Annotated in this window: 12 protein-coding genes and 1 pseudogene; 10 read left to right on the forward strand and 3 right to left on the reverse strand. The window is 43.3% G+C overall.

Going from position 1 to position 15,113, the window contains the following annotated elements:
* Window positions 1-108: 108 nt before the first annotated feature.
* The 4 genes from AC4E8D_RS16050 to AC4E8D_RS16065 all read left to right on the forward strand — a co-directional run bounded on the left by AC4E8D_RS16050 (window position 109) and on the right by AC4E8D_RS16065 (window position 4,312).
* Window positions 109-1,191, forward strand: coding sequence for an ABC transporter substrate-binding protein (locus AC4E8D_RS16050; RefSeq protein WP_449004785.1), 1,083 nt, complete (start codon window positions 109-111; stop codon window positions 1,189-1,191).
* A gap of 204 nt (window positions 1,192-1,395) precedes the next feature.
* On the forward strand, window positions 1,396-2,244 hold the full coding sequence (locus tag AC4E8D_RS16055; RefSeq protein ID WP_253508591.1) for a stalk domain-containing protein: 849 nt from the start codon (window positions 1,396-1,398) through the stop codon (window positions 2,242-2,244).
* 275 nt (window positions 2,245-2,519) lie between these two features.
* Window positions 2,520-3,179, forward strand: coding sequence for a TetR/AcrR family transcriptional regulator (locus AC4E8D_RS16060; RefSeq protein ID WP_340904678.1), 660 nt, complete (start codon window positions 2,520-2,522; stop codon window positions 3,177-3,179).
* The gene (locus AC4E8D_RS16065; RefSeq protein WP_490204927.1) at window positions 3,176-4,312 is read left to right on the forward strand and encodes an alpha/beta hydrolase; all 1,137 of its coding nucleotides are present in this window, start codon (window positions 3,176-3,178) and stop codon (window positions 4,310-4,312) included. Before AC4E8D_RS16060 ends, AC4E8D_RS16065 begins: the two co-directional genes overlap by 4 nt.
* 135 nt (window positions 4,313-4,447) lie before the next feature.
* On the opposite strand, the pseudogene AC4E8D_RS16070 reads toward AC4E8D_RS16065, so the two are convergent.
* Window positions 4,448-4,785: pseudogene (locus tag AC4E8D_RS16070) on the reverse strand (cupin domain-containing protein).
* Window positions 4,786-4,864: 79 nt separating this feature from the next.
* Complete coding sequence (locus AC4E8D_RS16075; protein ID WP_490204928.1) at window positions 4,865-5,692, reverse strand: helix-turn-helix transcriptional regulator; 828 nt, start codon at window positions 5,690-5,692, stop codon at window positions 4,865-4,867.
* A 203-nt stretch (window positions 5,693-5,895) separates the two neighbouring features.
* On the opposite strand from AC4E8D_RS16075, the gene AC4E8D_RS16080 reads away from it, so the two are divergent.
* The 6 genes from AC4E8D_RS16080 (at window position 5,896) to AC4E8D_RS16105 (ending at window position 13,310) form a co-directional block, all read left to right on the forward strand.
* Window positions 5,896-7,368, forward strand: a complete 1,473-nt coding sequence (locus AC4E8D_RS16080; protein ID WP_490204929.1) for a sensor histidine kinase — start codon at window positions 5,896-5,898, stop codon at window positions 7,366-7,368.
* A 3-nt stretch (window positions 7,369-7,371) separates the two neighbouring features.
* Entirely contained in the window at window positions 7,372-8,064 is a 693-nt protein-coding gene (locus tag AC4E8D_RS16085) for a response regulator transcription factor (protein WP_237175289.1), read from the forward strand.
* 119 nt (window positions 8,065-8,183) lie between these two features.
* Window positions 8,184-9,692: an S-layer homology domain-containing protein gene (locus AC4E8D_RS16090; protein ID WP_490204930.1), complete on the forward strand. Its 1,509-nt coding sequence runs from the start codon at window positions 8,184-8,186 to the stop codon at window positions 9,690-9,692.
* A gap of 10 nt (window positions 9,693-9,702) precedes the next feature.
* Window positions 9,703-10,407 (forward strand): ankyrin repeat domain-containing protein, encoded by a 705-nt coding sequence (locus AC4E8D_RS16095; RefSeq protein ID WP_490204931.1) that lies wholly within the window; start codon window positions 9,703-9,705, stop codon window positions 10,405-10,407.
* Window positions 10,408-10,722: 315 nt separating this feature from the next.
* Window positions 10,723-11,436: a beta-glucanase gene (bglS, locus tag AC4E8D_RS16100; protein WP_076317835.1), complete on the forward strand. Its 714-nt coding sequence runs from the start codon at window positions 10,723-10,725 to the stop codon at window positions 11,434-11,436.
* 188 nt (window positions 11,437-11,624) lie between these two features.
* Window positions 11,625-13,310: an extracellular solute-binding protein gene (locus AC4E8D_RS16105; protein WP_490204932.1), complete on the forward strand. Its 1,686-nt coding sequence runs from the start codon at window positions 11,625-11,627 to the stop codon at window positions 13,308-13,310.
* A gap of 155 nt (window positions 13,311-13,465) precedes the next feature.
* Here AC4E8D_RS16105 and AC4E8D_RS16110 read toward each other — a convergent pair whose 3' ends face one another.
* Complete coding sequence (locus tag AC4E8D_RS16110) at window positions 13,466-15,106, reverse strand: response regulator (RefSeq protein ID WP_237175285.1); 1,641 nt, start codon at window positions 15,104-15,106, stop codon at window positions 13,466-13,468.
* Window positions 15,107-15,113 lie beyond the last annotated feature (7 nt).

A 15,113-nucleotide genomic window follows, 5' to 3' on the forward strand; every position in this document is an offset into this window, starting at 1 on the left:
ATTATAATTATCATTTACGAGATTCGACATTTACTGTATACTGACAATAGTTATTTTACATATGGGTTTAAATGACAAGAGAGAATTCAAAAGGGAGAGATTATTTACATGTTGGTATCCGTTAAAAAAGGGATGTTTCTTTGTTTGATTACTGCAATGATTCTGGTGCTCGCAGCGTGTTCAGGCAACAATGGTGGCAGCGAAGATGCAAATGGCAGTTCACAGCAAGCTGCGGAGAGCAGCGCCACGAATGCAACAACAAATGGGAAACAAACCGACGCTGACGCTTCAGCACCTGCCGAAACAACTTACCCGGTAACCGTTTTAAACTATACAACAAAGAACAGCACATGGGTGAAGAAGGATCAAACGTTTGACAAGGCACCTGAACGAGTAGTTGCCAATACCCAAGGTGCAGCCGAGCTGATGATTCGCCTTGGTTTGACAGACAAACTTGTAGGTGTAGCTGCGTTGTTTGGTAGTGTACCTGAAGATATTGCGGACGAGTTTAAACAAATTCCTGTGCTAGCTGAAGGCTATGTAGGCAAGGAAGTGACAATAGGGGCTACGCCTGAACTGGTTGTTGGTCGTGGTGGATTGTTTGAGGATGCGGACTGGGGTGTTGGTACAGTAAGCAGCTTGAATGATATGGGGATCAAAACATATGTACAAAGCACCAGTGTTCCTGATGCATCGTTAGATAGTCTGTATCAGGATATTACTGAATTAGGTGAGATATTCAACGTACAAGCCAATGCAGCGGGATATATTGAGACGCTTAAAGCACGCGAGAATGCCTTGTCGGCCCGAGCTAGCGCTGAGACGATCAATTATGCATCATTTTCGGATAATGGTGATGGAACCATTGGCATTTACAACGGAAATGGTGATACGTTTATTGAAAGTGCAATGTCATTAATCAATATGCATAATATGCTGATTAATGAAACCGGCACACTCAGTCTGGAGAAGTTAATCGAGATTAATCCGGATGTGATGATTATTTCGAGATATGCAGGTGGTATTGATCCTGAGCAGACGATTGAAAAGCTGCTTGCCAACAAGCAGGTACAAAACATTAACGCAGTTAAAAATAAAAAAATCTACATTATTGATTTCAACAACTTCTGGGGATACGGAGATTCCATCTTCACAGGCGTTGAAGGACTTGCTGATGATCTAGGCTTGTAATGGAAATTTCGGCTTAGTGACCATTCGTGCCTCAAGATCGTTTCATGGGCCAAGAGCATAGTACCAATGAAAGTCGCTATTTTAGCGGCTTTTTTTGTTATAAAAGAACCAAATTCCTGTCTAAAGCTGATCAAACTTTTATTGGAACATAACGTTACTATTGTAAGATTAAAAATTACATGAAGTGGGTGAATCGCTGTGAGAATGAAGCACTTGAAAAAAGTAGTTGTCGTTGCATTAGTGATGTCGGTGTTATTACCATTGGGGGCGCAAAAATCTGAAGCAGCATCCAAATATGTTGATTTGGAAATTCAGTGGGCAGACGGTCGTATTAACCATGTTCAGACGTTAATCAAGGATGGAGTCACTTATGGAAGTTTTTTCTCACTGGGTATTAAGGCAGGCCTAGTGTGGGGGATGGAAGATGATAATACAGCCGTACTGAAGAACAGTCAGAAGCATATTGTTGTGCACTTGGGAAGCAGCATTGCCGAGGTAGATGGTCAAAAAGTAGATATGGGCACAGAACCTGTGTCGTATATTAGTCACCTTTATGTGCCCATTAGATTTCTTGCATCTGCTTTGGACGGGGAAGTGACTCATCGAGATACGAAGACGAATAAGATAACTGTGACTGGGCTGAGCAATTATACCGATACTTTTTATGGTAGCGACATGGGTTACACCTATGTCATTCGCACTGCAAAAGGAGACCTTGAGATTACGAATGCTTCTACTGGACAAAAGAGTTTGATACCCTTAGGGATCAAGGACATGAATGTGAATACTCATGATCTTAAGATAAATTTCAAGAGGAGCCCCCAAAATCTACTTATTGTCATCATTGAACACACTAATCGTAAAACGGAAGACTACGATCTGTACACCTTGGTATTCAAAAATAAAGGTCTGATTCGCAAATCCATTGCTCACGGGGTAACGGACCAGCAGGAAATTTTGAATTCAGATAGTACCATTCAACTCATCGATGACAACAGTATACGTATTATTGAAGATGGAAGTGGTAAAGTACTTGAAGTCCTTTCTCGTTGAATAGATATCTGATCCGATATTCATGAATTTCATCCCTCACCAACTGATTTTAATACAAACATCTCAAAGAGCCGCTGATCAGAGTGATCAGCGGCTCTTGCATATTTCTTCCCGAATCTTTTCAAAACCAAAAATAGTTAGGCTATCTTTTTGTAAATCTGAATACAGTGGTTTTAAATTTTTATAATGATATTAAACTAACAAGATAGCTTGACTTGTGAATGAATTATCGGTATAGTGTGAATCAGTTCACACTATACATTAAGGAGTAGTCTATGCCAAAAAATACTTTCTTTCGTTTAGACGAAGCAAGGCGCGAGGAAATATCGAATAGCGCTATGCATCTTTTTGTTGATAATCTTTACGAGGATATAACTATGAAGATGGTTTTGGATAGTTTGTCCATGCACCCCGGAACATTTTATCGGTATTTTGAAGACAAAGATGACCTTTATTGTCACTTAATACGTAATGTGACCCAGAAAAGAGCTGCATACTTCAGTAACAGTAATGAAGATTCCCTTTACAGCTATTTCCTTACTGGCTTATTTGGTAACGTTAATGGCATGGTGACCGAGCCACTGAATGAGTTGGAAATCAAACTGACTAAAACATTTTCATATATTCCTGAGGACATTTTGCTGAAAGTATATGTGAATGTGTTGAAGGGCGAGTCATTCCCCATGATCAAGGACATTTTACGCCGAATGAGGGTTGATGGATATCTCCGACCGGATGTTGACGACGACCTGATTTCTTTTATGTTTGAGTCAATGCAGCTTAATTTAATCTTGTTTTTTAGAGAATTCGACATTAAGGACTCTAATCTGCAACATAAGATCAGCAAATACTTTGCTGAATTTATGGGCCATGGGCTGCTTGAAGATCATAAATATTCTGAAATGGTTAGCGATCTCAAGGGGGAAAGAAAATGAAAACCTATGACGTATTTCCAGAACCAATTGGCGGCTATACTGTCGGTCGAACCCAGATAGATTTTGAGTACACGGCATCAGATGACTCCAAAAGAGAACTGACCGCTTTTGTGTACTATCCGTCCGACAGTAGCGAAGGTAAGACTACATCAACGTACATGTTTCCCGAAGTCTACGAGATGTTTACTGAGCAGCCACTTGTCACTGCGTTGAAGGATGTTTTCTCTATAGATATCAAGACCCAGTGTTACGACGACCTTGCTCTCTCCGGAAAGGAAAAGCGCTATCCAGTGTTATTCTATGTGTGCGGTGGAGGCGGATCTCCAGAATGGGGGACAGTGCTCTGTACAGACTTGGCAAGCATGGGGTATGTTGTGGTAAGCATCGGCCATCAGAATAGCACGATGTATAAACGTAAAGATGGGCGACTGTTTAACGTATCCAAGGGTTTTTCGGATGTCATTACAGCCTTTGGTGAAGATCCGGAGATGCTGGCGTTGGCTGGTAAGATGGAGATGCGGCCTGACGATGAAACTGCCATTGAGATGTGCCGTAACGTGCTTGCACTACCGATACTTTCCAAGTTAACAGAGTATAGTGAATTACAGGCAGAAGATGTGAGGTATGTAGCCGATTATCTTTACAAACTGGACTCTGGAGAGCTGAATTCCATCTTTGAGGGCAGATTGCTGCTTGACATCGGCATGGGTATAGTCGGACATTCTTATGGAGGGCCTACGACGGCGATGGTTTGCCGAGATGACGATCGGTTCGCCTGCGGGATTGGCTTGGATAGCGGTGCGTTTGGACTTCTTGACAGCGATCTTAAGAAACCCTTTTTGCTACTGTTTTGTGAACCTAACTATAATATGAATGCGATTATTGGCGCTAACAATAGCATGGAAACCTATTATTACTCAGTTGATCGTGTTGCACATTTGGATTACTGTGACATCGTGTTTACCAGTGTTAATGAGGAACTCAGAGGTGAACGGGATGCTATGGAGATGCGAAATCTTGTTACAGACTATGCAAAGAACTTTTTTGATCATTACATACTGCAGAAGGCAGCAAGTGTGGAAAGTCTGGCATACGATGGTGTGGAATTGATCAGGAAGAGCAGCAACAAGTGACATAACCGAGAGATTGCTGATTGATGTAGTAAAAGAGCTAGCTGTACAGACGTAGAGCCGATAACCCTATTAGGCGGTTATCGGCTCTCTGACTCTGATATTGCAAATTGACATCCTGGTTCCAATAACTGACGCTTATTCGGACTTAGCCCCGCCAATGTTTACTTCGCTTTAGGCTCCATCAACATGATATGACATTCCTTTTCGGCGGAAGGCTTGATCTCGACTCCTTTAGGCACAATATACATCTCGCCCTTGGAAATCTTCACTTGCCCATCACGAAAATCAATTATCATTTCCCCCTCGAGCACAAAAAATAACTTGTCAGTCTCCTCATGAACATGCCACTCAAAATCTCCAGCAATCTTAACGATCTTAAATTGATAGTCATTCATTTCACCAATGAGTTTCGGAGACCAAAGATCGTTTAATTTCGAAAATTCCTCATTTAATTGAATAGCTTGATAGTGCATCGTCATTCCTCCTGTGTATTAATCCTATATGTTCAGTATACTGATCTAAGCTTTTGTATAACATGGATGCCTATTGAAATCAGGATGGATTATTGATGAACTTCAGACGATACTCCGTAGGAGAAATACCACATTGTTTCTTAAACACTCTGCTAAAATAAAAGGGATCAGCAATGCCAACGGTCTCGGCAATCTGTTGTACAGATGCATCACTTGCCAATAACATTTGCAGTGCCATGTTTATACGATATTTCAATACATATTCTGCTGGACCCATACCTGCATGTCTTCTAAACACGTAGGAAAGTCGATTTCGATTAACGTTATTTTGTTCTGCAAGGGATGCGACAGTCAGACTTTGATCATAGTATTCTTGGATATAGGTAGAGACCCGTTCGAATAGAACATCTGATTCACAACTATTTTGCCTATGGTCAACACATATTAAGGTCTCATTCAGTACATCGCGAAACAGCATCTCGGTCTGAAACTTTGAAATACCTCCACGCTGATTATACACATGCCAAAGACGCATGATTAATTCGATCAGACGTGGCGATTGACCCGTTGATAATTCAAAATGCTGATGGGAAAAACTTGTCTCTTCGAGGTCCGAACTACATATCCGGTATAAAACGAGGATGTATTCCCAGTCCGTTCTATGAAACACGGTTTGATCCAGTTTCATTTTCGCGCCCCCATGTACAACTTTTCCTGGTGAAAAAATATAGGGCGTACCATCAAATTGAAATTGTATTTTTCCTGTAAGAGGAAATACAAATCCAGGAAAAGAATCGGTATAGTCAGCCTGAGGAACCCCTGGATTTCTAGCATATCGATATACTCCTTCGACTTGAAAAGGAATGTGTGCAAAATGCGCTGCTAACTGATTAACGTCTACTTTCACATTTCGTACCTCATTTCAAAAGTGTTTGCCGGTCATTCTAAGATCAATCGTTGTGCACCTTACTCCAACATTATTGATAACGATTATCACTGTCAACATATATAATGAAAAAGAAAGCTCTTTTTTACATATGGGCAATAGAATCCATCTTGTGTTAACATGTGCACTAACTAATCCAATTGCTTGCTTGAGAAGGGGAACCCATGTCAATTCGAATAAAAATGCTACTGTCTTTCACGGGCATGCTTGTCATAAGTCTGCTGTTCATCCTCCTTACAGCAAGTCTGTATACGATTGCGGCCACAGGGGATCTGCAGAGTTTCCGCGATATATACAAGGTACATTATCAGATCAATCCCCTGACTGAACAGGGAGAATCGATCTTTCAAGAGATGAAGTTTCTGGCTAAAAATGACCCGGACGACCTGCAGAATAAGGTTTTGCTGCGTGAATATGACATGAAGCTTCGAGCCGAGAAGTCAGGGCTCTACGTCAGACGGGAGAATAGCCAGATCTTCGAATCGCTGACCTTCAACCAGCCAGAACTGAAGCAAGCACTGCCTGCCTATGATCTCAACAATTATCAGATTCGGAGCACCTTCAATATTGGTGAGCGATTTTACGCGTATGCAAAATTTGATTTTCAATATTCAGACGGGGAACGTGGGAGTATCTTTGTCATTCGTGAGAGAAGCCCCTTTGCGGAGCTTACTCGTAAACTGCTACCTGTGATGTCATTCCTGCTTATTGGCGTCCTCATCATTGCAAATCTACTCTTGTTCCGCTGGATCACGCGCAGCTTCATTAAACCCTTGAATCAACTACGAAGTTCAGCCGAACATATTAAGGATGGCAATCTATCCTTTGAACTTCAGCTAAACTCCAATGACGAGGTTGGTCAACTCAGCGAAGCGTTTGAGAGTATGCGGAATCAATTACAGCTCTCCTATGCGTTACGTCAGCAGGACGAAGTGAACCGCAAAGAGCTTATCTCCAACATTTCGCATGATCTCCGTACACCCATTACCAATATCAAAGGGTATATTGAGGGTATTCGTGACGGCGTGGCTAATACTCCGGAGAAAATGGAGAGTTATGTTAATATCATTCACTCCAAAGCAGTTAGCATGGATAAGCTGGTGGATGAACTGTTTTTGTATTCCAAGCTCGACTTGAACCAAGAACCTTTCCTGTTCAAAACAGTTGATCTCGCTGATTTCCTTGAAGATAGCATTGAAGAGCTGAGATACGATCTGGAGGACAAAGGCGTTGCCTTAGAGTGGAATAACCAGGTATCTGGTCCCGCTATAGCTGCTGTGGATCCGGAGAAGTTAAAACGTACCGTTGTTAATGTGGTGGATAATGCACTCAAATACATGGAGAATGAACACAAACGATTCGAGATTACACTTCAAGCGGATGAGAAATGGATTACGATGACCTTTAAGGATAATGGCAAAGGCATCCCGGAAGAGGCACTACCTTATATATTTGAACGCTTCTATCGTGCAGAACAATCCCGCAATTCCTCAACGGGTGGAAGTGGACTCGGGCTGGCAATTGCCCGCCAAATCATTGATGGACATGGGGGCTTCATCTGGGCTGAAAGCCAGCCCAATGATGGCACGAGCATATATATCAAGCTGAAACGGCTGAATGAAGAGAGGGACCAATAAGTAATGGCAAATATTTTGATCATTGAAGATGAAACAACGATTGCGGAACTGGAACGGGATTATTTTGAGCTCAACGGATTTTCTGTGGATCTCTGCCATACTGGTGATGAAGGCCTGAAGCAGGCACTGGAGGGGGACTATCATCTGATCATTGTTGATCTGATGCTTCCGGGACTCGACGGCTTCGAATGTTGCAGGCGCATTCGCGAGGTGAAGGAAGTGCCCATCCTTGTCGTTTCAGCAAAAAAGGAAGAAATCGATAAGATCCGGACGTTCAATCTGGGAGTGGATGACTTTATTACAAAACCGTTCAGCCCAAGTGAATTGGTTGCGCGAGCAAAGGCTCATTTGACCCGATACGAGAGACTACTTGGCAAAAACAAACCAGCTGAGCAGGATGAAATCCACATTCGCGGGCTTCACATTGATAAAGGTTCACGCCGCGTTTTTGTTAATGGAGAAGAGGTGGCGATTACAACCAAGGAATTCGAGTTACTTGTATTTCTTGCAAGTCATCCCAACCGTGTATTCAGCAAATCGGATCTGTTCGAGCGGATCTGGGGCATGGATTCCACCGGAGACATTGCAACGGTTACCGTCCATATTCGCAAACTGCGCGGCAAGCTGGAGACAGACCCAAAAAATCCGGAGTATATTGAAACCGTCTGGGGCGCAGGCTACCGGTTTACTGCATAAGTTTCGTGAAAATTTAGAGCCAGTTTATATTTTGTTAATAACTTTAGCCTTGGGAGTTTCTTTTTGTCCTCTATTCTATAGATACAGGCAACTACAACCTATAGAGGAGGAATTCAATCATGAATTCTACAACCCGCAAAATCGCTACATTTCTAACCATAACTGCATTAGGTACAGCGGTATTCCCGTTAACTGCGAATCAAGTACATGCAGCTACATACGTTACTAACATTGCGGCAACAACCACACAGCTTACCCAACAACAGATTGAAGCTGCTATCAAGGATCTGAATAGCTTGGGGATCATGAACGGATATGCAGATCAATCCATGGGTGAACATCGAGCAATTACCCGTGCGGAGTTAGCTTCATTGGTTTTCAAAACGTTTAATTTGGAGAGCAAGACGGGAGAAATCGTAGAATTAACGGATGTCAATTCCAATGCATGGTATGCGCCATATGCGTCAAAGCTTGTTGAACTTGGCATCATGCAGGCTAACGATGGACAATTCAATCCGCAAACTCAAGTGTCGGATGCTGAACTCGAACAGGTCGTATCCAAAGCGATGCAACGTGATGTAAAGTCCGTTCACCATTGGATGAGCGAGTTTTACTCCGAGAACGGTACAGCAACTCGCGGCGAAACAGCAGTGCTGTTGCAAACTGCACACCAAGCTATTCCTTCGGAGCAAGCTCAAATCAAGAGCGTTAGATCTCTGAATGCCATTACGTTAATCGTCACATTCGACAAGCCGCTGACAGCAGCGAATGAAGCTTTTGCCAAGGCACAAACGGACTTTGCGTTTAGTGGCGGGTTGACGTTAACCAATATGCCCCGTTTGAAAACAGGGTCAATTGCGACTTACATCGTTCCAACGTCCGTACAAGATGCTGGTGAAGTGTACAACCTGACTTACAAAGGCCAAGACGTAGGTTCCTTTGAAGGCAGTGCCACGAAAATAAACATGACAACGGCTAGTCAAGTAACGAATGATACATTCGAGATTGAAGCACTGCAAGTGAACGGTGTCGTGGATTATGGTTACATCATTTCGGCTTACAGCGGTGGTCGAGGAGCTAATGCATTTGTGCTGAATGATCAAGAGCAAGCAGGAGGAGAAACGTATCAAATCATCTCTTCCATGCAGGCAAGACAAGTTGTAATTACGCCAGAAGGTGGCGAGCCTATCGTTGCCAGATATGTCCCGTTCACGCAATCCACAGACGGTAAACAAGAACCGAAGTTCCGTTTGCCTGAGGGACAAACGCTGAAATCAGGTGTCACATATACGGTTTCTTCGGATTGGGCCAACATCGAAAATGCTTCATTTACGGCGAAATCGTTTGATGCACTAGTGGTTGCAAGTGCTCAAGCAGTGAGCGAAACCTCCATTGAAGTTACATTTGACCAGGACCCTGGGGATGAACTGTTCTCTGGTCGAAGTGTAACGTTAACTTCACCTAGCGGGGATGTTCTGACGGCTACTTATAAATATTCAAGTCGAAAAGGTGCGACGGGTGTATTCGACCTAACAAATGATAGGAAGTTGACTCCGGGTACTACGTATACAATAAACCCAGTTGGGGATTGGAGTATCGCTTCTTCGGTCACCTTGACACTGGAGTAAAGGAGGCAGTATGAGTAAATCGCTGATCATCGTCGTCCTGATAAGTAGTATGTTGATCGTCCAAGGCTGCGTGCCTGAAATGAGAAACGACTCTAATGTGGAGGTAAAGGCCATGACTTCAGCAGATGAACAGCTGTTCAAGGCAGTCGAGGACAGCGATACTGAGCGCATCGAACAAATGATTCAAGCAGGCGCCAATATCAATGTTCAAGATCAGAGTGGACGAACCGCTACAATGATTGCAACCTACAATAATGATCTAACATCGGCTAAAGTGTTAATTGAAGCGGGGGCAGATGTGAATATACAGGACGATATGAAAAATACCCCGTTTCTGTATGCTGGCGCTGAAGGATACTTGGATATTTTGAAGCTGACAATCGAGGCGGGAGCGGACCCAGCGATAACGAATCGATATGGAGGGACAGCACTTATTCCAGCTTCGGAGCATGGATATGTGGATGTAGTGCAAGAATTACTGACTCAAACTTCGGTGGATGTGGACCATGTGAATCAATTGGGATGGACAGCACTACTCGAAGCGATCATACTTAACGATGGCAATGCTCAGCAGCAGGAGACGATACAATTACTCATTGATCACGGAGCAGACGTGAACATACCGGATCGTGATGGGGTATCACCACTCAGTCATGCGAAGAATAAAGGCTTTAAGGAAATTGAAGATATTTTGATACGAGCTGGTACGAAATAGACCTTTTTAGGCTGAATAAAGAAACAAACATGTTGAGATATATGCAAAAATGGTTTACATGGAGCGCCTGATTCCTTCTATGCTGAAGGGCAGGCGCTTCATTCAATCCATCAATCTTACGTGTATGAAACTGGCATAGTCTTAACATGACATGATTAGATACAAGAACGAGGATCTTAAAAATTGAATATCTCTGCTTTGAAGTTTGCTATAGTGTACCGCTCTGCTTCCAGATAAAATGGAAATACCAACCATGTAAGCGTTATCTAATATTATACTGCTTGTACATGTTGGAATCATTCATGGAGGTGTATGATGAAAAGGAAGTCTTGGTATACTTTGGCGGTAACTGGTGTCATCTCTTTGTTTTTTTCGGTAAGCGCTTTCGCGGGTTATGTTTTCTGGGAACCTCTAACCTATTTTAACGCAAGTACGTGGCAAAAAGCGGATGGGTATTCCAATGGGAGCATGTTTAACTGTACGTGGAGGGCTAACAATGTTAATTTTACAAGTGACGGCAAGCTTAAGCTTGGTTTGACCAGCTCTGCACAGAACAAGTTTGATTGCGGAGAGTATCGTACCACAAATACGTATGGGTACGGCTTGTATGAAGTCAGTATGAAACCTGCCAAGAACACAGGTGTAGTTTCCTCTTTTTTCACATACACAGGCCCTGCACATGGCACCCAATGGGATGAGATTGATATCGAATTTTTAGGAAAAGACACAACCAAAGTGCAGTTTAATTATTACACCAATGGGGTTGGTAATCATGAGAAGATTATCAATCTAGGTTTTGATGCATCCCAAGGTTTCCATACGTACGCATTTGACTGGCAGCCGGGACATATCAAATGGTATGTTGATGGTGTATTGAAGCATACGGCAACCAGCAATATTCCTAAAACACCTGGAAAAATCATGATGAACCTGTGGAATGGAACAGGAGTAGATAGCTGGCTCGGTCCTTATAATGGGGCCAATCCGCTCTATGCTGAGTACGATTGGGTTAAATATACGAGTAATTAAGCAGACTGAAGCAGCCGTTAGCGGCTGCTTTTTTCTATATTCTGGCATTGTATTTATTCAATATATGTATTCAATATCCAATATCCTAAATTAATGCAATAAATGTTGCAATATTAGTATGGGCATAAATATCAAACATTCATTATGATTAACCTGTAAGCAACATTACATAGACTGGGGGAACGAAGTTGGACACAAGTAAAAAGAGACGAGTAGGTAGTTTGGTCATGATCGGTGTATTGGCCCTATCTGCAGCCTTGAGTGGGTGTAGTAACGGGAACGAAAAGAAAACTGAATCAAGTACACCAGCGACAACGTTGGAGCTTAAAAATGGGAAGTATGATCCACCAGTATCCATTACGTATTTACGACCATGGGGTCCAGACGTGAAGTTTAAGTCAGGCGAGGATCAGGATAACAACGTCCATACCAAATGGGCTAAGGAGAAACTCGGAATTGAGTTGAAAAACCAGTGGATATCTCCATCCACCAATAATGCATTTGAGACAAAACTGCGTCTATCGCTTGCTTCCAATGCGGACATGCCGGACATTATTTCGTATCGCGGCGAATTCAATCTGGTGCGTGAATTGATTGAGTCCGGAAAATTTGTCGATGCGGGCGAGTTGTTTGACAAATATGCCAGCGACACATGGAAAGCAGCCGTAAACGAAGATCCTTCCGTATGGTATCCATACATGCAAGATGGCAAAAAGATCGGTATTCCGATTCTGGACTATTCCTATAATGGTGATCCTGTCATGTGGATCCGTGAAGACTGGATGAAGAAATTCAATCTGGAAGCACCTAAAACTATAGATGATCTTGAAGTCATTATGGAAACGTTTACGAATCAAGATCCGGATGGCAATGGGAAGCAGGACACTTACGGACTCACCATTGGCTTCAAGAACTGGCTGAACACATGGATGTCTGAAGCTGGGTGGGTATTTGGCGCTTATGGTACAATGCCAAACCAATGGAATCTGACGGCAGATGGAAAACTTGAATACGGTTCCGTTACACCTGGTGCAAAACAGGCTTTGGCCAAATTACAGAGCTGGATGAGCAAAGGGTATATCCCGGAAGAAGCCGGCGTGTATGACGAGACAAAAGCAGCTGAAGAATTTACTGCCGGAAAAGCAGGTATTGTGGTCGGTCCTCACTGGATGCCATCCTGGCCGCTGGAGGATGTGAAGAAAAACAATCCTCAGGCTGAATACAAGGCGTATCCCATTCCTTCCGGTCCAAATGGTCAAGCAGGAAGACATGGTACGTCAAACGGAAATGGCGTAGTTCTAATTAACAAAGACATGAAAAATCCGGAAGCCTTTTTCACCTATCAGAACTATCTCTTTGATCACTATGCAAATCCTAAAGAGGGCGATGAGTTTGAGCATGGATTTGCGGAAGGATACGATTGGGTTATGGTAGATGGGAAACCATCAACTGATGCAAGTCTCACGGGGGGTTATGCTCCCGAGAAGTACACGTTGACTTTTGATGGAGCGCGTATTCCCAATCTAAGTATGACAACACTTGCCAAGCTGGCAAGCGGTGAAGAAGCAACTACACCGTTTGAGAAGAAAATCAAATCAGGTGTACCAGTACCTATGCTTGATGCAGCCAAGATTGTTTTGGATCAAAAAGATATCGTGTTCAATCAAATGTTTACCGGTGCACCTTCAATGACGATGCAGATGAACAATGACATTTTGACTAAGATGGAGAAAGATACATTCTCTCAAATTGTATATGGCAAAACCTCTGTTGATGCGTTCGACTCATTTGTTGAGAAGTGGAAGTCTTCAGGTGGAGATCAGATTACGAAAGAAGTTAACGAGTGGTATGATTCCGTGAAAAGCGGAAAATAGGATGACGCAGGGCTGGCTGAATTGATTCATCCCGGCCACATAAGCACCAAAAAGGCATTGCCGGAGATCTTCTCCTGCAATGCCTTTTTGTATTCGATATGGGGAAGGGAAACCGGAGAGATTACCAGAATGTCAACGCTGGCAAGAGTTATCTCTTAAACCGGAAGATTTTCCCGATATTCTTGCGGTGTAAGATCATAAAATTTCTTGAAAACTCGAATGAAATATGCGGTATTATTGTAACCGACAAGTTCTGCAATCTCAAACACTTTGGCGGTTGATGTTCGTAAATGATAGGCTGCTTTCTCCATTCTTAACCGGTACACGTATGCTGTAAGTGCTTCACCGGTCTCTGCCTTGTATACCTTGGACAGGTACACCGGGTGCAGATGCACATGGTCGGCAATTGCAGGCAGCGATACATCTCCAGCCAGATGAAGGTCGACGAAACTTTTGACACTGCGCACAATGGTGCTGTGATTGTCTCTAAGCTCTTGTTCAGCATCATCTCGTATGTAATGAAGTGTACGCACGGACCAGTCCTGTAGCTGTTGCGCAGTGGAATAGCTGGGAGCTTGAAAGTAACGATAGGACTCTGCTGGAATCAAAGAAGAGATTTGTTTGCCATTTTTATGAATGATGTACGCAAACGCACCCGCAATGGCAAAATACACCTCAAAGGTTGACTCCGCAATATCATGATGTTCATTGGAATGCAGCAGTTCCTCAAAAATGTGTTCGATTTTCTGTTCCACATCCTCAAAGCGACCAGCTTCGAGCAGGCTAATCAACGTTGGTGGCTGATAAAGCGACCTAATCGTATGTAGAGGATTGGCATCCGTTTCATCGGAAGCGGTGACAAACAAACCTTGCACCTGACCCATCCGTTTACGCATGGACATAACTGTTCGCTCATAGAGTTCTCCAATTTCGTGGGGAAACTTGCCCCAACTGGAGACGGAAATGGAGATTGCACCTTTCAGGTATAACTGAACATTGGTTTGAATCTGGGCAGCGTACTGCTCAAGCAATGTCTGAGGCGTCTCGCTCCTGCTGTAACTCATCGTTGGCGGATGCTTCATGCTAACCAGAACAACAATGTAATCATGAACGTCTCGTGTGTGCCAGATATGAAAATGATTATGCATCACTTCACTTATGATATTACATATCGCATATTCCATTAGGGCCAGGTCGCCGTGCGCCATATCGGATAGATGTTTCTCCATACGGATAATCAACATGCCGAGATCTTCTCCTACGGAGTAGGGAAGCTCCAGCAGATCAAGCTTGTCTGCCAGCGTCTTCTGATCATAGACTTTTCCAGTCAGCAACTCATGCAGCATCGTGGATTGAAGCAATGGCAGATGATCCTGAAAGGCGTGTAAGGCTCTTTGATGAGATGCTGCGGTTTCCCACTTTTCTTTAATTCGATGAACAAGACGTTGCACGGATTCGATCAGATCTTCATCACTAACGGGTTTCAGTAAGTAATCAAAGCTTTCCTGCGCAATGGCCTGTTTCGCATATTCAAAGTCGGCGTGACCTGATAACAGAATCGTCTGCACATGAGGCCACTTTTCATGAATCGCCGTAATCAGTGCAATGCCTGACATTTCGGGCATACGTATATCCGTAATTACAATGTCAATGTCGTGGTTGTCCATAATTTCCAGCGCTACTGCACCGGATAATGCTTCATGAACTGTACCGATCCCGCAGCTTTCCCACGGAATGGTCTCTGCCAGCGTTTCCACGACGGAACGTTCATCGTCAACTAATAATATTTGCAGCATGGGTCGT

It is taken from the genome of Paenibacillus sp. SRL342, assembly GCF_984798905.1.

Excerpts from the sequence above, each read along its gene's own strand:
- AC4E8D_RS16060 (WP_340904678.1), top strand. The coding sequence starts at position 2,520 with ATGCCAAAAAATACTTTCTTTCGTTTAGACGAAGCAAGGCGCGAGGAA.
- AC4E8D_RS16095 (WP_490204931.1), top strand. The coding sequence starts at position 9,703 with ATGAGTAAATCGCTGATCATCGTCGTCCTGATAAGTAGTATGTTGATC.
- AC4E8D_RS16080 (WP_490204929.1), top strand. The coding sequence starts at position 5,896 with ATGTCAATTCGAATAAAAATGCTACTGTCTTTCACGGGCATGCTTGTC.
- AC4E8D_RS16085 (WP_237175289.1), top strand. The coding sequence starts at position 7,372 with ATGGCAAATATTTTGATCATTGAAGATGAAACAACGATTGCGGAACTG.
- AC4E8D_RS16065 (WP_490204927.1), top strand. The coding sequence starts at position 3,176 with ATGAAAACCTATGACGTATTTCCAGAACCAATTGGCGGCTATACTGTC.
- AC4E8D_RS16055 (WP_253508591.1), top strand. The coding sequence starts at position 1,396 with ATGAAGCACTTGAAAAAAGTAGTTGTCGTTGCATTAGTGATGTCGGTG.
- AC4E8D_RS16050 (WP_449004785.1), top strand. The coding sequence starts at position 109 with ATGTTGGTATCCGTTAAAAAAGGGATGTTTCTTTGTTTGATTACTGCA.
- AC4E8D_RS16110 (WP_237175285.1), bottom strand. The coding sequence starts at position 15,106 with ATGCTGCAAATATTATTAGTTGACGATGAACGTTCCGTCGTGGAAACG.
- AC4E8D_RS16090 (WP_490204930.1), top strand. The coding sequence starts at position 8,184 with ATGAATTCTACAACCCGCAAAATCGCTACATTTCTAACCATAACTGCA.
- bglS (WP_076317835.1), top strand. The coding sequence starts at position 10,723 with ATGAAAAGGAAGTCTTGGTATACTTTGGCGGTAACTGGTGTCATCTCT.